The organism is Pseudomonas marginalis (assembly GCF_900105325.1).
In the GTDB taxonomy this organism is placed as follows: Bacteria; Pseudomonadota; Gammaproteobacteria; order Pseudomonadales; family Pseudomonadaceae; genus Aquipseudomonas; species Aquipseudomonas marginalis.
On record NZ_FNSU01000003.1, the window covers coordinates 2,737,070 to 2,758,298 of the forward strand.

The window sequence follows — 21,229 nt, forward strand, 5'->3', positions numbered from 1 at the left end:
GGCTCGCCACGCCGGCAGCGAGCCCACCAACGGCAGAAAAACTCTGCCCGGCCTCAGACGAGGCCGAAGGATATCAAGACAGTCAACAAGTGAGGGAAACACCCTATGAGAAGACTTAAGCGTGATCCGTTGGAAAGAGCATTTTTACGCGGATATCAATATGGCGTTCATGGCAAATCCCGTGAGCTTTGCCCATTTACTCTACCGTCGGTACGCCAAGCCTGGATCAACGGCTGGCGAGAAGGACGCGGCGACAACTGGGACGGTATGACTGGCACTGCGGGAATCCACAGACTCAACGAACTTCACGCCGTCGGCTAATCAAGGGCATTTAATTCCGACACCACCTCGAATATGTAGCGACTTAACCACGCACGCCCTATCCAGGCGGCGGGCTTCGGCCCAGGGGCTCCTCTTAAGGAGCCCTTTTTATTGGCCTGAGAATAATGAGGACTACCGTAGGAGCGAGGGGGACGCCTAGTTCTTGCTCGCGAAGAACGTCAACGATAGCGCTGCGCATCTGGCTTAACGCGGCGCCCTCGGGTTCTTCGCGAGCAAGAACTAGGCGTCCCCCTCGCTCCTACACGCGCAAGGCCGCAATTGCATCCACTGACTGGCGGATCAGCGCCGGGCCTTTGTAAATAAAACCCGAGTACAACTGCACCAGGCTGGCACCCGCAGCGATCTTCTCGGCTGCATGCTTGCCTTCGGTGATGCCGCCCACCGCGATGATCGGCAAACGCCCGGCCAGCTCAGCGGCCAGCACCTTGACGATATGAGTGCTCTTGTCACGCACTGGCGCCCCCGACAGGCCGCCCGCTTCATCGCCATGGGCCAACCCTTCGACGCCGACACGGCTGAGGGTGGTGTTGGTCGCGATGACCGCATCCATGCCCGCATCCACCAGGGCCTGGGCCACCAGCACGGTTTCTTCGTCACTCATGTCCGGGGCGATCTTGATTGCCAGCGGCACACGCTTGCCATGGCGCACGGCCAGGTCTTCCTGGCGTTGGCGCAGGGCTTCGAGCAGTTGCTTGAGCGAATCGCCGAACTGCAGGCTGCGCAGGCCCGGGGTGTTGGGCGAGCTGACGTTGACGGTGACATAGCTGGCGTGGGCGTAGACCTTGTCCAGGCAGATCAGGTAGTCATCCACTGCGCGCTCGACCGGCGTGTCGAAGTTCTTGCCGATATTGATGCCGAGGATGCCCTTGTACTTTGCGGCCTCGACGCGCGACAGCAGATGATCGACGCCCAGGTTGTTGAACCCCATGCGATTGATGATCGCCTCGGCTTCCGGCAGGCGGAAGATACGCGGCTTGGGGTTGCCCGGTTGCGGTCTCGGCGTCACGGTGCCGATCTCCACAAAACCGAAACCCAACTGCGCGAAGCCATCGATGGCCGCACCGTTCTTGTCCAGGCCGGCAGCCAGTCCGACCGGGTTGGGGAAGTCGAGCCCCATCACCGACACCGGCGTTTTCGCCGGCGCCTTGCATACCAGGCCATTGAGCCCCAGGCGGCCACCGGCACCGATCAGGTCCAGGGACAGATCGTGGGAGGTTTCCGGGGAGAGTTTGAACAACAGCTGGCGGGCCAGGGTATACATGGGCGGGCTAGACTCGGATGGCGGCGAAAGGTGGCGGCGATTATAGCGGGGTGGCGGGGTGCACGCGAGGCGCGCCGCCCAAACGTCAGTAGCGTTGCTGTACCAGGGCCTCATAACGTGCCCAGATTTTTTCCGCATAGCGCGTGCGCAACGCGTCGCGCTCAGGGCCGGAGCCGGGCCCGACATTGTAGGACCCCACCGCCGTCCAGTTGTAGCCAAAGCGCTGGATAAACTCGGCCAGTATGGACGCCCCGACTTCCACCGACAGGCAAGGCTCACTCAACAACCTTTCCTCGGTGATACCCAGCTTGAGCAGGCGAGGCAAATGGATACTGTTGATCTGCATCAGGCCGATATCCCGTGTGCCGTTACCGTTGGCGTAGTTCATCGCATCCGGGCGAAAATCCGACTCCACGGCGGCGATAGCCTGTAGCAACTCCGGCTCGATATCGTAGCGATGGGCGGTTTCCTCCCAGCAATAGGCCAGTGCCTGATTGCCGCTCGTCACCAGGCCAAGCCACAGCAGCCGGCGCCAGAACTCAGCCATGACTGACTTGTCCACAGGCCGAACACACATGCGGCAGGGTATCCATAGGCCCGGGCCCTGCTCGCTCAGCCTTCACCGGGCATGTAAAGCGATACCCGCGACCATAAATGGTCTTGATAAAGCCTTTGTCAGCGCCAAGATGCTTGCGCAGCGAATAAATGCAACGGGTCAGCGACTCCTCGGCGACCTCCCCCTGGGGCCAGGCCAACTCGAGCAAACGATCCTTGGTCATCAGTACACCGCCAGAGACCAACAGCAGCCGCAAAACATGCAGCTCCTTGGGTGGCAACTGGACGTCGCTGCCGTCGCCGGTCAGGCGACCATCGCCATGCAGCGTCCACTGGGAAAAGAGCAGGGACGTCGTCAACTCATCATTCACGACGGCCATATCTACCTCGACATCCGACTACTGACATTGAAGTCCTTATTTTCCAGTACTGGCTCTTGTGCCCACATCACGACTATAAAAAACCACCTTGCAGCCCACGCTAGGAAAAACCCCATACAGCCGACGCTTTTTAGCAACACCCTGTAAGACACTTCACCCACATACGTCAGGCGCTCCCCCATTTATAGACCTCGTGCAACTCAACACCCAACCGATCCTCCAGTTGCACCAACTCGCCCAATGCGAGCAACCGGCCATTAACCCGAACTTCCACGCAGTGGATGATGCCCGGCGACAATGGCAGCACCTTTCCAGCAGCAAAGGCTGCCAGGCGCCTGCGGCTGATCAGTTGTTCCTGTAGAAGAATTTCCAAATGCATGGGTCAACACCTTATTCACGGAGAGCTATCGCGACCCGGGCGTACAAACGCACGTTGCACGCGCTCGTATTGCGCCGCACTCAACGGTGGTGCGCCCACGCCTGTGGCCAACGCCTTCAACTCGCTACCCGCGGCCCGGGCCTGAATGACAAACAGGCGAACCTTGGCCGGGCCGGCTGGAGCGGTGCTGCGTCCCGGCTCATGCGCCTCACGGCTGAACGCTCCCAGCCACAGGCGCTTGCCCTGCGCGACCCTCACCACACTGCTGGCACTCACCCGTCCGACCGCGGTCGGTTTGCCGCGCCGCCCCGCCTGGCTCAATTGTCGACCATCCTCGACATGGAGCAGCATCTCGATCTGGTTCGCTTCGGCAAAACGCGGCAGTACGCTGACCTGGGAGCCGTATTGCACGGGCTTCCAATCAGCATGGTCGGCTCCGGGAGCAGGCAGGTAGAAGGTGTGGTTATCCTGGAACATGGCCGGCACATTCTCCTGGGTGAGAATCACCGGCAACGTCATCACCCTTGCTCGCCGCCGGCGCTCCAGCGTGGCGATTTGCGCCATCACGCGGTTATCGTCCATCGGCTCCAGAATGCGCGTGGCCTGGGCCTTCCCATCCTTGTCCCAGTCAAAGCCCAGCTTTTTCAGTTCGTCACGGTCCACGTCCACCATCCATAGCGAGACTTCGATAGACCGCTTGGGCGCGTCCAACTCCGCCACCAGGCGCTCGATGAACCCCAACTGCGCAGGTTTACCCTTGATCAGCAGGCTATTGGTATCCGGGTATGCGATCACCACCAGGTTCTTGTCGGCCAGCGGTCCCTTCTGTTCAGAACCCAACAGGGTTTCGATCGTCGACGCGATTCCCGGCACCGTGACCTTTTCGTCACCCATGGCATAGCCGCGGTCTGCCACGTGGGTGTTGAGTACCTGAACGACAGCAAACGCCTGGTTACCTACCTGTAATTCAGCACGCTCGCGATCCATCAATTGGGCCAGGCGCAAAACGTGGTCGACATAATGAGGTGGCCCGGATACATCGAATGTGTGTGCCCCGCTCACGCGCAGGGGGTAGCGCGTCTCATCAAGACCCGAACGGCGCATGAGGCCACGAAACCGCTCGACAGATATATGCCGCAGCACCACTGCCGAACGTTTTGCCTCGCTGGCGTTGTAGAGGTAGAGCGCCTGGCCGTCGCTGTACCAGATCAAGCCGTACTGCAACGCAAGCGTCTCCAGGGCGTGCAGCGGCATAGCGAGGTCAATGACCTCGCTGATGCGTATGCGCGCCACTTCACCGCTCACGACGATGGGCAGGCCCATGGGCACGGACAAGGCGGTAAAGACGGTATGCAGGCTCTCGTCCTGCGCCTGGTAGGTTTCGCCCCGGGCACCGGCACTTCCCAGCATCAGCGCGGCAAGCAGCAGCCAGAGACAGGGAGTTGTTACGGAAAAGTGAGCGTACACCTGGGATTTCCTGGGCGGCCTGGCAGTAAGAAGCGGCCATACTGAGAGGCAGCCGAGTTTCAATCTTGATGAAAAGTTGACGGCTGGCGGCGCCCATCGGCCCGTGGCATGTGCCTTGCTACGGACTCCGTATCAAGGCGCGCACCAACGGCGGAGCGGGCTTACGGACAAAGGCGTCGTTACCCGCAATGGCCTTGCATCGCCATCTGAGGGAACGACGCTTTTTTGTGAAAGAAAAGGTAGGTGTTGATGAACGATTCGGTTGGCAACAGCCCGACGAACGACCCGCTGGCCTGGGTCAACGGCAGTGATGCGCCGGAAAAGAGCAGCCTTGACCTGGGCTTCATGGCCTTGAGCGATTGCGCATCCCTGGTGGTGGCAGCGACCCAAGGTTTCGCCCAGCCTTATGGCTTGACCCTCAACCTCAAGCGCCAATCTTCATGGGCCAACCTGCGGGACAAACTGGTCAGCGGCGAACTGGACGCCGCCCACAGCCTGTACGGGCTGGTCTATGCCGTGCACCTGGGCATCGGCGGCGTCGCACCTACCGACATGGCAGTCTTGATGGGGCTGAACCAGAACGGCCAAAGCATCAACCTGTCCCGCAGCCTGCAACAGCAGGGCGTGGTCACTCCTGAGGCGCTGGACCGCCACGTGCACCAAAGCCGAACAAAACTGACTTTCGCCCAGACCTTTCCCACAGGCACTCACGCCATGTGGTTGTACTACTGGCTGGCGAGCCAAGGCATTCATCCGCTACAGGATGTGGACAGCGTCGTGGTACCGCCCCCGCAAATGCTCGCGCACCTGCAGGCCGGGCGTATCGATGGCTTTTGCGTCGGCGAGCCCTGGTGCGCCAGTGCAGTCAAGCAACACCAGGGCTTTACCCTGGCGACCACCCAGGCGATCTGGCCGAACCATCCGGAAAAGGTGCTCGGCTGCACCCAGGCGTTTGTCGACCAGTACCCCAACACCGCCCGCGTGCTGGTGATGGCGATCCTCGAGGCCAGCCGCTTTATCGAGCAAAACACCGAAAACCGCCGCTCCACCGCACAATTGCTCAGTGGCCGCGAGTACCTCGATGCCCCGCTCGACTGCATCGAGCCGCGTTTGCTGGGCGCCTATGACGACGGCCTGGGCAACCAATGGCAGGACCCCCACGCCCTGCGTTTTTTTGCCGATGGCGAGGTCAACCTGCCCTACCTCTCCGATGGCATGTGGTTCATGACCCAGTTTCGACGCTGGGGCCTGTTGCGCGAAGACCCTGATTACCTCGGCGTTGCGCGCCAAGTGCAACAGCTGGCGCTGTATCGTCAGGCCGCCGAGGCACTGGGCCTCGGCGACAACGGCCAGGACATGCGCAGCAGTCAACTGATCGACGGCAAGATCTGGGACGGCTCGGATCCCGCCGGCTACGCGCGCAGCTTCCGCCTGCATGCCATGGCGGACCCTACCAGCCGCCAAGCCTTGCGCTGACAGGAGGATGTCCATGCTGCGAATCCTGTTGATCAACGACACGCCACGCAAAGTCGGCCGCCTGAGGACAGCGCTGATCGAGGCTGGCTTTGAAGTGATCGATGAATCCGGCCTGACCATCGACCTGCCTGCGCGCGTCGAAACGGTGCGCCCGGACGTCATCCTGATCGATACCGAGTCACCGGGCCGCGATGTGATGGAGCAAGTGGTACTGGTCAGCCGCGACCAGCCCCGGCCCATCGTAATGTTTACCGACGAGCACGACCCCGACGTGATGCGCCAGGCCATCAAGTCCGGGGTCAGCGCCTACATCGTCGAAGGCATTCAGGCGCAGCGCCTGCAACCGATCCTCGACGTGGCCATGGCTCGCTTCGAGAGCGACCAGGCCTTGCGCGCCCAGCTCCAGGCCCGTGACCAACAGTTGGCCGAGCGCAAGCGCATCGAGTTGGCCAAGGGCATGCTGATGAAAATGAAGGCCTGCAATGAGGAAGAGGCCTACACCCTGATGCGCCGCCAGGCCATGAGCCGCCAGCAGAAACTGATCCAGGTGGCGGAGCAGATCATCGCCATGAGTGAACTGCTCGGCTGAACACCCGAAACAACAGGTTGGCACAGGACTTGCCAAGTAATCACCACAGGTAACCAACGGCGGTTGCCCCTTCACGACAAAGACGTCGCACACCCGGTTTGCCCTTGCGAACCCGGTGGCGGCGTTTTTTTGTTTTGGCCCCGGTAGCACGGGGCCGGTGGGGCGGCCTCAGCCGGCGGCTCCATCACCAGGCCTTCTTACAAGACTCCCAACCGTTGAGGTGCGTGATGAAATCAAGCTTCTGGAAATCCGGGCACACCCCGACCCTGTTTGCCGCGTTCCTGTATTTCGACCTGAGCTTCATGGTCTGGTATTTGTTGGGCCCCCTGGCGGTGCAGATTGCCGCCGACCTGCACCTGACCACCCAACAACGCGGCCTGATGGTGGCGACGCCGATCCTGGCCGGCGCGGTGCTGCGCTTCCTGATGGGCATGCTGGCGGACAAGCTGTCGCCCAAGACCGCCGGGCTGATTGGCCAGGTGATTGTGATCGTCGCCTTGTTCAGCGCCTGGAAACTGGGGATTCACAGCTACGAACAAGCCTTGTTGCTGGGACTGTTCCTCGGCATGGCCGGCGCATCCTTTGCGGTGGCGCTGCCGCTGGCGTCCCAATGGTACCCGGCCGAACACCAGGGCAAGGCCATGGGCATCGCCGGTGCCGGCAACTCGGGCACGGTGTTCGCGGCGTTGCTGGCCCCGGTGCTGGCGGCGGCGTTTGGCTGGAGCAATGTGTTCGGCTTTGCGCTGATTCCACTGATCCTGACGCTGATCGTCTTCGCCTGGCTGGCACGCAACGCACCCGAGCGGCCGAAAGCCAAGTCCATGGCCGATTACTTCAAGGCCCTGGGCGACCGCGACAGCTGGTGGTTCATGTTCTTCTACAGCGTGACCTTCGGCGGTTTTATCGGTCTGGCCAGCGCCCTGCCCGGTTATTTCAACGACCAATACGGCCTGAGCCCCATGACTGCCGGCTACTACACCGCCGCCTGCGTGTTCGGTGGCAGCCTGATGCGCCCACTGGGCGGCGCCCTGGCCGACCGTTTCGGCGGAATCCGCACCTTGCTCGGCATGTACAGCGTCGCGGCGATCTGCATTGCGGCGGTGGGTTTCAACCTGCCCAGCTCCTATGCGGCACTGGCGCTCTTCGTCTGCACCATGCTCGGCCTGGGTGCGGGCAATGGCGCGGTGTTCCAGTTGGTGCCACAGCGTTTCCGGCGTGAGATTGGTGTGATGACCGGCTTGATCGGCATGGCCGGCGGCATCGGCGGTTTCGCCCTGGCCGCGGGCATGGGCGCGATCAAGCAGAGCACTGGCAGCTATCAACTGGCCTTGTGGCTGTTCGCCAGCCTGGGCGTACTGGCCTGGTTCGGCCTGCATGGCGTCAAGCGTCGCTGGAGAACCACATGGGGTTCGGCCGCAGTGACCGCTGCACGCGTCTGATGAGCCTGCAACTGAGCGTCGCCCACGCCAGCGCCATCGGCCCACGGGCGGAAAACCAGGATGCGCTGCGGGTCGTCACCCCCGCAGCGGAACTGGCGGCGAGCAAAGGTTACCTGTGCGCCATGGCCGACGGTGTGAGCCAGTGCGCCGACGGCGGACTGGCCGCACGCTCGACTTTGCAGGCCCTGGCCCTGGACTACTACGCCACGCCGCAAACCTGGGGTGTGGCACAGGCATTGGAGCGCTTGCTGCTGGCGCAAAACCGCTGGTTGCAGGCCAATGGCGGCGGCCAGCCGTTGCTGACCACCCTCAGTGCCCTGGTCTTTCGCGGCCAGCGTTTCACCCTGGCCCATGTCGGTGATTGCAGGGCGTATCGCTGGCTGGACGGTGAGTTGCAGCGCATCAGCGAAGACCATGTGTGGGAACAACCGGGCATGCAGCACGTACTCAAGCGTGCCCTCGGCCTGGATCAGCACCTGGTGCTGGATTTTCTCGACGGTCAATTGCGCGAAGGTGAGTGCTTCCTGCTGCTCAGCGACGGCGTCTGGGCCACCCTGGGCGATCACAGCATCAGCGCGATCCTGCGCGAACAAACCGACCTGGACCTGGCGGTCACCACGCTGGTCAATGCCGCACACCTGGCGGGCAGCCAGGACAATGCCAGCGCCTTGCTGGTGCGCATCGACACGCTTGGCGCCGCCACCCTCGGCGACGCCCTGGTGCAATTGCAGCAATGGCCCTTGCCACCGCTACTGAAATCCGGGCAACGCTTTGAAGGCTGGCAGGTGGACAGCGTGCTGGCGCAAAGCAGGCAGTCGTTGCTGTACCGGGTGCGCGATGCCCAACAGCAACCCTGGCTGCTGAAAACCTTGCCACTGAGCCGCGACGACGACAGCGACGCCGGCCAGGCATTACTGTCGGAAGAGTGGTTTTTGCGACGGGTAGCCGGGCGTGCCTTTCCTGAGGTGCACGCCGCCAGCGGGCGCCAGCATTTGTACTACGTCATGCGGGAATATCCGGGGCAAACCCTGGCCGAGCTGTTCCAGTACCAGGGCCCATTGCCCCTGGCGCAATGGCAGTCCGTCGCCGAGCGTTTGCTGCGCGCAGTCGGCATGCTGCACCGACGGCAGATCCTTCACCGCGACATCAAGCCGGAAAACCTGCTGCTGGGGGATGACGGTGAATTGCGCGTGCTGGATTTCGGTCTGGCCTACTGCCCCGGTCTTTCCGAGGACCGGGCCCACGTACTGCCCGGCACCCCGAGCTTTATCGCGCCCGAAGCGTTCAATGGCGACCGTCCGACAGCCCAGCAGGATTTGTACAGCGTAGGCGTCACCTTGTATTACCTGTTGACCGGGCATTACCCCTACGGGGAAATCGAAGCCTTCCAACGGCCTCGATTTGCCCAGGCTGTCAGCGCCAGCCGCTATCGCCCGGATCTCCCCGATTGGCTCCCCCTGAGCCTGGAGCGCGCCGTGGCTGCACAGCCGGCGCATCGCTATGAAACCGCCGAGGAATGGCTGCTGGTGCTGGAACAGGCCGACCGCCAGGAGCTGAGCATCCGCCCCAGGCCCCTGCTGGAGCGCGAACCATTGAAGGTCTGGCGCACCTTGGGCCTGGTCTCGATGCTGATCAACCTGATTCTTCTGTATTCACTCTTTCACAACTGACGTCAGCTCTAGACGAGGAAAAACCCATGAACGCAAAAGTCTGGCTGGTGGGCGCGGGCCCTGGCGATCCGGAGCTGTTGACCCTCAAGGCTGTACGGGCCCTGCACGAAGCCGATGTGGTACTGATCGATGACCTGGTCAACCCCGCAGTGCTGGAGCACTGCGCGGAGGCACGGGTGATCACGGTCGGCAAACGCGGCGGCTGCCGCTCGACCCCGCAGGACTTTATCCACCGCCTGATGCTGCGTTACGCCCGCCAAGGCAAGTGCGTAGTGCGGCTGAAAGGGGGTGACCCGTGCATTTTCGGCCGCGGTGGCGAAGAAGCCGTGTGGCTGCGCGAACGCGGCGTCGAGGTAGAGTTGGTCAACGGGATCACCGCCGGGCTGGCGGGGGCAACGAATTGCGCGATTCCACTGACGTTGCGTGGCGTCAGCCGCGGTGTGACCCTGGTCACGGCCCATACCCAGGACGACAGCAGCCTTAATTGGCGCGCATTGGCCGAGGGCGGGACGACATTGGTGGTGTATATGGGAGTGGCCAAGCTGGAGGAGATTCGCCAGCAATTGCTCGAAGGCGGGATGGCGACAGATATGCCGGTGGCAATGATCGAAAACGCCTCATTGCTCCAACAGCGCGAATGCCGCAGTGAGCTGTCGCGGATGCACGAAGACGCACAGGCATTTGCCTTGAAGAGCCCGGCGATTCTGGTGATCGGCCATGTTGCGGCCGCCGAGCAGACGGCTTATGTCGCTGCCGCAGTCAGCGCCTGAGGCAAATTCCAAGCAAAAAAAACCCGGCCGAGGCCGGGTTTCTTCTACATCTCAGTAATTACTGAGCGGTAGCTTCAACCGACGCTTCTACGCGACGGTTAACAGCACGACCAGCTTCAGTTGCGTTGTCAGCAACTGGGCGGGATTCGCCATAACCTACAGCAGTTACACGGCTAGGAGCCACGCCGTCTTTAACCAAGACTTGCTTAACAGCGTCAGCACGACGCTGGGACAGCTTCTGGTTGTAGGCGTCTGGACCTACGGAGTCAGTGTGACCAGCAACTTCTACGTTGGTAGCTGGGTACTGAGCCATGAAGTCGGCCAGGTTTTTCACGTCGCCGTAGCTGTTAGGCTTAACAACGGCCTTGTCGAAGTCGAACTTAACGTCCAGCTCAACACGAACAACCTGGGCAACTGGAGCTTCTGGCTCTGGAGTTGGCTCTGGAGCTGGTGCTGGGGTAGGAGCTGGAGCAGCTGCGCCAGCGTTACCGCCGAAGTTCACGCCCAGGCCAACCAGTGCGGAGTAGTCCCACTTGCCGTTGTCCAGACCGTAGTCAGCTTCAACACCGGCACGAGCGTACAGGTTGTTGGTGAAGTAGTACTTCACGCCGGTACCAACGGTAGCGAAGGTAGTCTGGTCGCGACCGCTGTGGCCGTCAGCCTGAACGTTGGTACGGCTCTGGTGACCGAAGCCGCCTTCTACGTATGGACGCAGGCTGTCTACGCCAGCTTGACCGAAGTGATACTGGGCAACCAGGCTGCCGGTATCGCCTTTGATCTTCTGGTTACCAGTACCGTCGTTCGAACGGGTGTGGTTGGTCTTGTCGTAGGACAGGTTCAAGGACAGGTCGTCGGTCAGGAAGTAACCGATGCGAGCGCCAGGATTGAAGCCGTCTTCGATGTGCTTGACGCTATCGTTGTACTGCTTCTTGTAGAACAGCTCGCCTTCAACTGCGCCTTGGCCTTGTGCCAGAACGCCGAAAGAAGTAGCGGCAATAAGAGAACCAATGGCCAAGCCCAAGGTGTTTTTCAGTTTCATCCGTTAAATCCCCATCTGGTGATTGTAAAGCAGTCCCACAAACCGGGGGACAACTCGGCGACAAGTCTAACAGAACTTGCCTACACGTAAGAGATATTTGCCACGCACTAAGTTTCAGTCTCGCCCGCAAATTTCTCACGTAATTTATCTAGAGCACGCTTGTAACGCATTTTTGTAGCACTCAAACCCATGTGCATGATGTCAGCGATTTCCTGGAACTCCAGCTCTGCGACAAATCGTAGCACCAGAATTTCCCGGTCAATCGGGTTCACATACACCAGCCAGCGATCAAGTCCGCCCTTCTCCTCGGGTGCCGGCGCCTTTTCTTCAGACGCCTCCTCAAGGGGGTCCAGACTCAAGGCGTCCATCAAGCGACGCTTTCGCCGTTCCTTCCGATACTGCGTGATGCACTCGTTGTAGGTGATGCTGTACAGCCACGTCTTGAACTTCGATTTGCCCTCGAAGTTCTTCAGGCCGTACAGCACCTTGAGCATCACTTCCTGACAGACATCATCCGCATCTCTATCGTTCCCTAAATACCTTGAACAAACGTTGAACAGAGTGCGTTGATATCTGCGCATCAATTCTTCATACGCGCGAGTTACGTGAAACAGCTCCGTGTGTGCGCGCGCGACCAACTCCTCATCAGAGAGCTCACGGGGGTCATAGCGCGTGGACAGCGTTTGGGCTTTATTCAAAACAAGTCGTGCCGACAGTCAGGTCAATGTCCGCTACAGCCCGGTCAGCCGGGCTTGCGGCGGCGTACATTAGCAGGGTTTACCGGGTTAGCGGCTACTGACCTGCTGCTCGAGGAGAATCCGATTGGACAGCGACACCAGGTCGCCGTCATCGGTCAGCACCGTCGTCTTGACTGTGCCGATCTCCTCGATTTGCCCTTCGACCTCGCCCACACGCACCTGTTGCCCAACCTGATACAACTCACGCACATAGATTCCCGCGAGAATCTGGCCGGCAATTTCCCGGCTTCCCAAGCCCATGGCCAGCGCAACGGCCAGACCAACGGTAATCAAAACGATGACGATCACGTGGTTGAGCAGGTCAGTCTTGACCTCCAACTGGCTGATCGCGACCGAAATACTGATGATGATCACCAACCCCTGGGCGATACGCCCCAGGCCAGCGGCATAATCCAACCCCACACCTTCAGCGGCGCCGCGCACCAGCCCATTGGCCAGTTGAGCAAGCAAAACGCCTACGAGAAGCACCAGCGCGCCGCCGAAAACCTTCGGCAAATACAGCGCCAGCATGTCGAGCGTAGCTGAAACTCGCTCAAGTCCAAGGGATTGCGCCGCAGAAACCAGAAAAATCAGCAAAACAAACCAATAGACGATCTTGCCGATCAACGTGGAGATCGGCACCTGCAACCCGGCGCGGCCCAGCAGCTTGGTCAGGCCAGTGCCGGCCATCAGGCGGTCAAGGCCCAGTTTCGCGAGCAATTTGGACAGCAGGGTGTCGAGCAGCTTGGCCACGACAAAGCCCAGCAACACCAGGACCAGGGCACCAAACAGGTTGGGGATGAAATTCGCCACCTTGGTCCACAATGCGGTCATCGCGGTGACCAGGCTCTGGGTCCAGAGATCAAGTTCCATATTCAATCAGCCTTATCAGCAGTGCGAGCAAGAGGTTTACGACGGGAAACCGGCGACACGTGGGCCGAACCGTTGTTCAGGGCCATCATCAACGCCGGCATCCAGCGGCCGAGCAGACCGAACAGGTCACCCGCGCCCACCTGGCGGTTAGCGGTTTTCAATACGCGGCCCAGGCAGGCATCGTCGTCACGGTTGGACGGCGAGGCATTGAGCATGTCACGCAAAGACTGTTCGAACGGATCGTGCATAAAGACCTCTCGCAAGTGTTTTAAAAGACGAGGGTAAAATTCCTGGGGTCACATAGGCCCCTTCCTACGTTCAGGTCATATTCAGCTCAAACCCAGCGCAATCGTCGAAACAGCCACCATTGTCCGAGTGCCACCGAGACCATCAACAGGCATGCAATCACGAATCCGTAGGGGCTGGCGGAGAACGGTATCCCCCCCACATTTATACCCAGCAAACCGGTCAGGAAACTCATCGGCAGGAAGATTCCCGTGATGATCCCGAAGCGGTACATGGTGCGGTTCATGCGCACGCTCAAGCGCCGGTCTTCGGCCTCAAGCACAAGCCCCACGCGCTCCCGGGTCAATTCGAGCTCTTCCAGGTAGCGGGTCAGGCTGTTGTTCAATTCGTTCCAGTAGTCGGCATCGTCGTCACAGAACCACGGCAATTTTATCCGCGTGAGCTGGGCAAAAATATCCCGCTGCGGCGACAGGAAACGCTTGAGCCCGGCCGCTCGGCGACGGATCTGCAAAACACTGCCATGTTCAGGTGTATACCGTTCGTCGGTATCGAGTTTTTCTTCCTCCGCATCGACGATTTCCGACAAATCCGTGACCAGATCCTGGACCTTGTTGGTCAGGTACTGCGCCATATAAAGGATGAGCTCCGAAGCGGTTTTCGGCCCCTTGCCATCCGCCAACTGCACCAGCAGTTCATCGGTGGCGCGCAACGGGCGCAGACGCAGGGAGATCACGCGGCTGGCGGCAGCGAAGATACGTACCGAGACCATGTCTTCCGGCTCGGCCCCCGGGTTGAGGTTGACCCCGCGCAGGAACAGCAGCAACTCGGCATCCGGCAGCGGCAACAGGCGTGGGCGGGTGTTCTCCTCCAGCAGCAGGTCACAGGCGAATTCGCTCAAGCCACTGGATTTGCGCAGCCAGGTCTGGGTCTGGGGATGGCTGCGATCCCAGTGCAGCCACAGGCTTTCCTGGGGCTGCAGTTGCAAGTCGTCGAGCTCAGTCCGGGCAATCGAACGCGCACCGCCTTTACCGTCCAGCACCAGGGCATGCACCAGCCCCCACTGCGCGTTTTCTTCCTCGAACATCCTCACCCCTGTCGGTTATTGCGGTTTATTCAGGCATCTGCAGCGGGCTTGGCGAGACGATCACGCCATTATTGTCGGCGTAGATGTACTCACCCGGGCGGAACGTCACACCCGCAAATGTCACCACGACGTTCAGGTCGCCGATGCCGCGCTTATCGGTTTTCATCGGATGACTGGCCAGCGCCTGTACCCCAAGGTCGGTCTGGGCGATCACATCGACGTCACGGATGCAGCCATAGATCACCAACCCTTCCCAACCGTTCTTCGCGGCTTTCTCGGCGATCATGTCGCCCAGAAGCGCGCGGCGCAGGGAACCACCACCGTCGACCACCAGCACCTTGCCGGCGCCCGGCTGGTCGGCCTGCTCCTTGACGAGGGAGTTATCTTCGAAACATTTGATGGTGACAATCTCGCCGCCGAAGGAATCTCGGCCGCCGAAGTTGCTGAACATCGGCTCGACTACCTGCACCAGGTCCGGGTAGGCGTCGCACAGGTCGGGGGTCACGTAATGGTTCATTGAAAAATTCCTTTCCGCCAAAGAAGTGTCTTTCGAAAGAAGCACCAGCCGGAGCCGGTGCGCAACATCCCATTCGCTTCATCGCAACGCAATAACCACTGCGCGACTGAATATGACCAGAAGCGTTTAACGCGTCATATATTAGCCGCAACCACACACGAGCGAAACGCCCTTGGCAGAGCCCTGGGTCAAACTACGACCAATGCCTCGGGCTTGGCAGCCAATAAAGGTGTCAGCGGGTCGTTCAACCATTGCTCAACCAGCGGCCAGACCTCGGCCTGGGCGGCCTTGCTGACGAGCATTTCCACATGTCCGAAATCACCGCTAAACCCTTGCTGGCGCCCCAGGCACAGGTACTGACGGTGCTCGGAGCCGATCTGCTCGAACAGCTTACGGCACGCCCAGTCCGGATCCTGCCGGTCGCCCGCCGCGCTGACGGCCAGCAGCGGCACATCGACGTCCGCCAGGCCTTTCCACCAATCGCGCTTACCCTCGCCAAAGCGACCGAACAGGCCATTCCAGCGCATGGCTTCGATCAGCACGCCGGCCGGTTCGTCCTCCGGGCCCCGCTTGAGCCGCGAGCCGGACACTGCGCCGAAGCGCTTCAACAGCAGACGGCCGGTCCACTCCACTGGAGGAAGTTTCAAGGGCCAGTGGCTGCGACTGACCTGACAGCCAAACAGTGCCACCGAGGCCACTGCCGGCGCGCCAAGGTACTGCCCACCCAGGGCCGCCGCCAGGGTTGTAGCGCCGAGAGAATGCCCCATCCAATGGGGAATCTGCGCACTTTGCTCACGCACAAAGGCACCAATGGCCGGCAGATCGTAACGCGCGTAGTCGGCGACGCGGTTGCTGGCGTAGTCCTGGTTGCGCCGGGACAGCCCATGACCGCGCATTTCCGGGATCCACACATCGAACCCCTGGCGGGCCAGGTAGGCGCCCAGGCCGATCCCCTTGGGCGAATACCAGAAACGCCGGTTGGAAAAACTGCCGTGCAACAAAATAACCGGGATGCCCCGGTTTTCCGGGACATCGGCCAGGCCCAAACGGGTCACCGCCAGCTCGACGGTACCGTCGGGGCTGTTACCGGGCTTGAGGCGATACACGTCTTCACTCAGGTCGCCACGACGCTCAGCGCTGATCAGGGCGACAGGAAACAGGTTGCTGCTGCTTTGCATAATGCTCTTGCACAAAAAAGGGCGACGTCCGCAAGGATTCCGCCCTGTACAGATAAGAATGCCGGTCACCCTGACGGGGGACCGGCACTTTTGACATGGCGACCTCAGGCGGACGCTTGGCCTTCCGCCAGGAAGAACCAGGTTTCCAGCACGGAGTCAGGGTTCAGCGAGACGCTTTCGATACCCTGCTCCATCAGCCATTTGGCCAGGTCCGGGTGATCGGAAGGGCCCTGGCCGCAGATACCGATGTACTTGCCGGCCTTGTTGCACGCCTGGATGGCATTGGCCAGCAGCTTCTTGACCGCAGGGTTACGCTCGTCGAACAGGTGGGCGATGATCCCGGAATCGCGGTCCAGGCCCAGGGTGAGCTGGGTCAGGTCGTTGGAACCGATGGAGAAACCGTCGAAGAACTCCAGGAACTCTTCGGCGAGGATGGCGTTGGACGGCAGTTCGCACATCATGATCACGCGCAGGCCGTTTTCGCCGCGGGACAGGCCATTTTCGGCCAGCAGGTCGACGACCTGGCTCGCTTCGCCCAGGGTGCGCACGAACGGCACCATGATCTCGACGTTGGTCAGGCCCATCTCGTTGCGCACACGCTTGAGGGCGCGGCATTCAAGCTCGAAGCAGTCACGGAACGCTTCGCTGATGTAGCGCGAGGCGCCACGGAAGCCCAGCATCGGGTTTTCTTCTTCGGGCTCGTAGAGCTTGCCGCCGATCAGGTTGGCGTATTCGTTGGACTTGAAGTCCGACAGGCGCACGATGACCTTTTTCGGGTAGAACGCCGCCGCCAGGGTGCTGATGCCTTCCACCAGCTTCTCGACGTAGAAGCCCACCGGGTCGTCGTAGCCGGCGATGCGCTTGTCCACGCTTTCCTTGATGTCCAGCGGCAGGCCGTCGTAGTTCAACAGGGCCTTGGGGTGCACGCCGATCATGCGGTTGATGATGAACTCCAGGCGGGCCAGGCCCACACCGGCATTCGGCAACTGCGCGAAGTCGAAGGCACGGTCCGGGTTGCCGACGTTCATCATGATCTTGAACGGCAGGTCGGGCATGGCGTCGATGGAGTTTTGCTTGATGTCGAAGCCCAGCTCGCCTTCAAAGATGAAGCCGGTGTCGCCTTCGGCACAGGACACGGTCACGCCCTGGCCGTCCTTGAGCAGTTGGGTGGCGTTGCCGCAACCGACCACCGCAGGAATCCCCAGCTCACGGGCGATGATCGCCGCATGGCAGGTACGCCCGCCACGGTTGGTCACGATAGCGCTGGCACGCTTCATCACCGGTTCCCAGTCCGGGTCGGTCATGTCGGAAACCAGTACGTCGCCAGGCTGGACTTTGTCCATCTCGGACACATCCTTGATGATCCGCACCTTGCCGGCGCCGATGCGCTGGCCGATGGCACGGCCTTCCACCAGCACGGTGCCGGTTTCTTTCAGCAGGTAGCGTTCCATGACGTTGGCCGAGGTACGGCTCTTCACGGTTTCCGGGCGGGCCTGCACGATGTACAGCTTGCCGTCGTCACCGTCCTTGGCCCATTCGATGTCCATCGGGCACTTGTAGTGCTTTTCGATGATCATCGCTTGCTTGGCCAACTCGCTGACTTCCGCGTCGCTCAGGCAGAAGCGCGCGCGCTCGGCCTTGTCGACGTCCACGGTTTTCACCGAACGACCGGCCTTGGCCTCGTCGCCGTAGATCATCTTGATGGCCTTGCTGCCCAGGTTGCGGCGCAGGATGGCCGGACGGCCGGCTTCAAGGGTGTGCTTGTGCACGTAGAATTCGTCGGGGTTGACCGCGCCTTGTACAACGGTTTCGCCCAGGCCGTAGGCGCCGGTGATAAACACCACGTCACGGAAGCCCGACTCGGTGTCGAGGGTGAACATCACGCCGGCGGTGCCGGTTTCCGAACGCACCATGCGCTGCACACCGGCAGACAGGGCCACCAGCTTGTGGTCGAAACCCTGGTGCACACGGTAGGAAATGGCGCGGTCGTTGAACAGCGAGGCAAACACTTCCTTGGCGGCGCGGATCACGTTTTCCACGCCGCGGATGTTAAGGAAAGTCTCTTGCTGGCCGGCGAAGGAGGCGTCAGGCAGGTCTTCGGCGGTGGCCGAGGAGCGCACGGCGACGGCCATGTCCGGGTTGCCGGCCGACAGGGTGGCGAAGGCGGTGCGGATTTCTTCGTTGAGCTTCTCGGGGAACTCGGCTTCCATGATCCATTGGCGGATCTGGGCGCCGGTTTTGGCCAGGGCGTTGACGTCATCGACGTCCAGGGCATCCAGCGCGGCGTGGATCTGAGCGTTGAGGCCGCTCAGTTCGAGGAAATCGCGGTAGGCCTGGGCCGTGGTGGCGAAACCACCCGGCACCGACACACCTGCGCCTGCAAGATTACTGATCATCTCGCCGAGGGATGCGTTCTTGCCCCCTACGTGCTCTACATCATGGACGCCGAGCTTATCGAGGGAAACTACGTACTCTACCAAGGTGATCTCTCCACTAACTGTGTTGGAAAAGCTCAGGACGCCGGCTGCTCGTAGGAGCGATTACCTGCGTTTGTGGCCTGGACCTGGAAAATAAGTGAGAATGCGGCCCACTATGGGACGGCAAAATCGCGCCTATCATATCCAAGATTCGTCATCAGCTTAAGGCCCAGGGCTCAAATGAAACGATCTGCTTTCTTTATCTCCGACGGCACCGGCATTACCGCCGAAACCCTGGGTCAGAGCCTGCTCGCGCAGTTCGAAAACAATACCTTCGCCAAATTCACGCGGCCCTATATCGACAGCGTGGATAAAGCGCGGGCCATGGTACAACAAATCAATCTGGCGGCTGAAAAAGACGGCTTTCGGCCGATCATTTTCGACACCATCGTCAATCAAGACATCCGTGAGATTCTCGCAACGTCGAATGGTTTCATGATCGACATTTTCTCGACGTTCCTGGCGCCGCTGGAGCAGGAATTGAGCGAACACTCCTCCTATTCGGTCGGAAAGTCCCATTCCATTGGGCATAACTCCAATTATATGGAGCGTATCGAGGCGGTGAACTTCGCCCTCGACAACGACGACGGCGCCCGCACCCACTACTACGACAAGGCCGACCTGATCCTGGTCGGCGTGTCGCGCTGCGGCAAAACGCCCACCTGCCTGTACATGGCCATGCAGTTCGGCATCCGTGCGGCCAACTACCCGCTGACCGAAGACGACATGGAGCACCTGACGCTGCCCGCCGCGCTGCGCGCCCATTCGCACAAGCTGTTCGGCCTGACCATCGACCCGGACCGTCTCACCGCCATCCGCAACGAGCGCAAGCCCAACAGCCGCTACTCCAGTTATGCCCAGTGCGAGTTCGAAGTGCGCGAAGTAGAAAATCTGTTCCGTCGCGAGAATATTGCGCACATCAATTCCACGCATTTTTCGGTGGAAGAGATTTCGGCGAAGATTCTGGTGGAGAAAGGTGTGGAGCGGCGCTTCAAATAATGCCTTGAGACACTGTTTTACTGTGGCGAGCGGGCTTGCCCCGCGCTGGGCTGCGCAGCAGCCCTAAACCAGTCACCGAGAACTGGCTGACACACCGCATTTATCTTGATTGGGGCTGCTTCGCAGCCCAGCGCGGGCGGTGCGACGATTCGACAAGCCCGCTCACAACGAGCCTGCTCACAGCATCGACGTCCACTCGCTATAGGTGAAACCGCCCTCCCCCTTGCCCCAACGCCGTCGCCAATGCATCAAACCCCGCCCGCAACAACTGATCATCGCCCGAGGTATTGCAGATACTCGCCCGAATGAACTGCGGCACCGCCGTCTGCCCTACGGCAAACGCCTCGGCGGTGGCGATCAGGTAATTATTCTGCTTGAGCTCCGCCTCGATTTCCGACGCGCGCCAGGGCTCCGGCACTTCGATCCAGAAGTGCGGGCTGTTCAGGTGGGTGCGGTACGCCAGGCCGGCCAACAAGTCCTGCACCAGGGTCTTGCGGCGGCTGATCTCGTTGATCTGTTGGCGCAGCAGGTATTCCGCCGTGCCGTTTTCGATCCACTGCGTCGCCAGTTCCAGGGTCACCGGCGTGGCCATCCAGCAGGTGGAGCGCAAGGCCGCCGAGATACGGCTGACCAGCGCCGGGGGCGCATGCACATAGCCCACACGCAGCCCGGCAGACACGGCCTTGCTCAGGCTGCTGATCAAAATCGTACGTTCGGGGGCGAAATGGCTGAGGGGCGGTGGACGGTCTTCAACCAATACGCCGTGGGCTTCGTCCTCAAGAATCAGCAGATTATGTTCCCGGCACACCTTCACCAAGGCTTCGCGGCGCGCCACGGATAACACCGCCGTGGTCGGGTTCTGGATGGTCGGCGTGCAATACAGCGCTGAAACCCGGTGATTACGACAGACTTCATCCAGCGCGCTCGGCAGCACGCCTTCTTCGTCCATCTCCAGGCCGATCAGGCGGATACCCAGCATGCGTGCGGCGGTGATCAGCCCCGGATAAGTCAATTGTTCGGTGACCACCGTATCGCCGGCGCGCAGCAGGGCCATCATCGCGCACAGCAGTCCATGCTGGCCGCCGTTGACGCAGATCACCTGCTCGGGGATCGGATGAAAATCACGCTGCACCAGCCACTGCGCGCCCGCGTCGCGATAACGCGGCAGGCCGGCATCCGGGGTGTAGGCGCTGATGTCCTGGAGGAACTTGACGTTGGTCGACAGGGTTTGGAAGCTCTGTGCCAGGAAGGTGGTTTCCTGACCCGGGATATGCATGTTGCGGCTCATGTCGAAGTACTGGCGCGGCTCCTCGCTGAAGTTACGAAAGCCTTCATCACGCTGGCGCTCCATCCCACGCTTGCGGACGAAAGTGCCGTCACCCACTCGTGCTACCACCAAACCCAGACGCTCCAGCTCACCGTAGGCCCGGCTGATGGTGCCGATGGTCACCCCCAGATTGTCGGAAAGCACCCGATGAGGCGGCAGTTTTCGTCCCGGCTCAATCAAGCCTTCGAGGATGCCCCGTTCCATGACATCGGACAGGCGCTTGTACTTCACGCCCTGCCCGTTGGACAACCCCTCACGCATAATTGACACCATGTCAATATTTGTTTTGACAGCCATCTTTCGCCCTAATAGTGTGCTTTTACGGGTTCAATCGCCGAATTTCATAACTCATTACAAGTTCAATATAGAGTTCAATTCAGGCTCAGGGAAGCAATAAACGATGCCAATGTCCGCCGTTCTCGAA

At 60.8% G+C, this 21,229-nt stretch carries 21 protein-coding genes; 7 read left to right on the forward strand and 14 right to left on the reverse strand.

Going from position 1 to position 21,229, the window contains the following annotated elements; all coding sequences use genetic code 11:
* Positions 1-105 precede the first annotated feature (105 nt).
* Positions 106-321 carry a ribosome modulation factor gene (gene rmf / locus BLW22_RS21800; RefSeq protein WP_002553055.1) on the forward strand — a complete coding sequence of 72 codons (216 nt, stop codon included), beginning with the start codon at positions 106-108 and terminating at the stop codon, positions 319-321.
* 259 nt (positions 322-580) lie between these two features.
* Here rmf and BLW22_RS21805 read toward each other — a convergent pair whose 3' ends face one another.
* From BLW22_RS21805 to sctC, 5 genes are all read right to left on the reverse strand, one after another.
* Entirely contained in the window at positions 581-1,603 is a 1,023-nt protein-coding gene (locus BLW22_RS21805) for a quinone-dependent dihydroorotate dehydrogenase (protein WP_065924770.1), read from the reverse strand.
* An 85-nt stretch (positions 1,604-1,688) separates the two neighbouring features.
* A complete protein-coding gene (locus BLW22_RS21810) occupies positions 1,689-2,150 on the reverse strand; it encodes a transglycosylase SLT domain-containing protein (protein ID WP_074847460.1) in 462 nt (153 codons plus the stop codon).
* Entirely contained in the window at positions 2,143-2,538 is a 396-nt protein-coding gene (locus BLW22_RS21815; protein WP_065924771.1) for a winged helix-turn-helix domain-containing protein, read from the reverse strand. Before BLW22_RS21815 ends, BLW22_RS21810 begins: the two co-directional genes overlap by 8 nt.
* Before the next feature lie 166 nt (positions 2,539-2,704).
* Positions 2,705-2,917: a FliM/FliN family flagellar motor switch protein gene (locus BLW22_RS21825; RefSeq protein ID WP_027603693.1), complete on the reverse strand. Its 213-nt coding sequence runs from the start codon at positions 2,915-2,917 to the stop codon at positions 2,705-2,707.
* Between the two features lie 15 nt (positions 2,918-2,932).
* Positions 2,933-4,327, reverse strand: a complete 1,395-nt coding sequence (gene sctC, locus BLW22_RS21830; protein ID WP_083381382.1) for a type III secretion system outer membrane ring subunit SctC — start codon at positions 4,325-4,327, stop codon at positions 2,933-2,935.
* 306 nt (positions 4,328-4,633) lie between these two features.
* Between sctC and BLW22_RS21835 the strand changes: the two genes are divergently transcribed.
* From BLW22_RS21835 to cobA, 5 genes are all read left to right on the forward strand, one after another.
* The gene (locus tag BLW22_RS21835) at positions 4,634-5,860 is read left to right on the forward strand and encodes a CmpA/NrtA family ABC transporter substrate-binding protein (RefSeq protein WP_065924774.1); all 1,227 of its coding nucleotides are present in this window, start codon (positions 4,634-4,636) and stop codon (positions 5,858-5,860) included.
* Positions 5,861-5,873: 13 nt separating this feature from the next.
* Positions 5,874-6,449 (forward strand): ANTAR domain-containing response regulator, encoded by a 576-nt coding sequence (locus tag BLW22_RS21840; RefSeq protein ID WP_027603690.1) that lies wholly within the window; start codon positions 5,874-5,876, stop codon positions 6,447-6,449.
* A gap of 227 nt (positions 6,450-6,676) precedes the next feature.
* Positions 6,677-7,888, forward strand: coding sequence for a nitrate/nitrite transporter (locus tag BLW22_RS21845; RefSeq protein ID WP_027603689.1), 1,212 nt, complete (start codon positions 6,677-6,679; stop codon positions 7,886-7,888).
* Positions 7,888-9,558: a bifunctional protein-serine/threonine kinase/phosphatase gene (locus tag BLW22_RS21850; protein WP_065946892.1), complete on the forward strand. Its 1,671-nt coding sequence runs from the start codon at positions 7,888-7,890 to the stop codon at positions 9,556-9,558. Before BLW22_RS21845 ends, BLW22_RS21850 begins: the two co-directional genes overlap by 1 nt.
* A gap of 26 nt (positions 9,559-9,584) precedes the next feature.
* A complete protein-coding gene (gene cobA / locus BLW22_RS21855; RefSeq protein WP_065946893.1) occupies positions 9,585-10,328 on the forward strand; it encodes a uroporphyrinogen-III C-methyltransferase in 744 nt (247 codons plus the stop codon).
* A 58-nt stretch (positions 10,329-10,386) separates the two neighbouring features.
* Here the strand turns inward: cobA and BLW22_RS21860 are convergent, their stop codons facing one another.
* From BLW22_RS21860 to ppsA, 8 genes are all read right to left on the reverse strand, one after another.
* Positions 10,387-11,367, reverse strand: a complete 981-nt coding sequence (locus tag BLW22_RS21860) for an OmpA family protein (RefSeq protein ID WP_065873888.1) — start codon at positions 11,365-11,367, stop codon at positions 10,387-10,389.
* A 107-nt stretch (positions 11,368-11,474) separates the two neighbouring features.
* The gene (gene sigX, locus BLW22_RS21865) at positions 11,475-12,065 is read right to left on the reverse strand and encodes an RNA polymerase sigma factor SigX (protein WP_003175518.1); all 591 of its coding nucleotides are present in this window, start codon (positions 12,063-12,065) and stop codon (positions 11,475-11,477) included.
* Positions 12,066-12,152: 87 nt separating this feature from the next.
* Positions 12,153-12,977 carry a mechanosensitive ion channel family protein gene (locus BLW22_RS21870; protein WP_003175519.1) on the reverse strand — a complete coding sequence of 275 codons (825 nt, stop codon included), beginning with the start codon at positions 12,975-12,977 and terminating at the stop codon, positions 12,153-12,155.
* A 2-nt stretch (positions 12,978-12,979) separates the two neighbouring features.
* Entirely contained in the window at positions 12,980-13,225 is a 246-nt protein-coding gene (locus BLW22_RS21875) for a hypothetical protein (RefSeq protein WP_015885347.1), read from the reverse strand.
* Positions 13,226-13,311: 86 nt separating this feature from the next.
* On the reverse strand, positions 13,312-14,307 hold the full coding sequence (locus BLW22_RS21880) for a zinc transporter ZntB (protein WP_027603685.1): 996 nt from the start codon (positions 14,305-14,307) through the stop codon (positions 13,312-13,314).
* Positions 14,308-14,332: 25 nt separating this feature from the next.
* On the reverse strand, positions 14,333-14,824 hold the full coding sequence (gene rraA, locus BLW22_RS21885; protein WP_027603684.1) for a ribonuclease E activity regulator RraA: 492 nt from the start codon (positions 14,822-14,824) through the stop codon (positions 14,333-14,335).
* A gap of 188 nt (positions 14,825-15,012) precedes the next feature.
* Positions 15,013-16,002: an alpha/beta fold hydrolase gene (locus BLW22_RS21890; RefSeq protein ID WP_065924779.1), complete on the reverse strand. Its 990-nt coding sequence runs from the start codon at positions 16,000-16,002 to the stop codon at positions 15,013-15,015.
* A 104-nt stretch (positions 16,003-16,106) separates the two neighbouring features.
* Positions 16,107-18,482 carry a phosphoenolpyruvate synthase gene (ppsA, locus tag BLW22_RS21895; protein ID WP_065924780.1) on the reverse strand — a complete coding sequence of 792 codons (2,376 nt, stop codon included), beginning with the start codon at positions 18,480-18,482 and terminating at the stop codon, positions 16,107-16,109.
* A 177-nt stretch (positions 18,483-18,659) separates the two neighbouring features.
* Between ppsA and ppsR the strand changes: the two genes are divergently transcribed.
* A complete protein-coding gene (gene ppsR, locus BLW22_RS21900) occupies positions 18,660-19,478 on the forward strand; it encodes a posphoenolpyruvate synthetase regulatory kinase/phosphorylase PpsR (RefSeq protein ID WP_027603681.1) in 819 nt (272 codons plus the stop codon).
* 199 nt (positions 19,479-19,677) lie between these two features.
* On the opposite strand, the gene BLW22_RS21905 is transcribed toward ppsR, so the two are convergent.
* Complete coding sequence (locus BLW22_RS21905) at positions 19,678-21,102, reverse strand: aminotransferase-like domain-containing protein (RefSeq protein WP_074847462.1); 1,425 nt, start codon at positions 21,100-21,102, stop codon at positions 19,678-19,680.
* Positions 21,103-21,229: the final 127 nt, after the last annotated feature.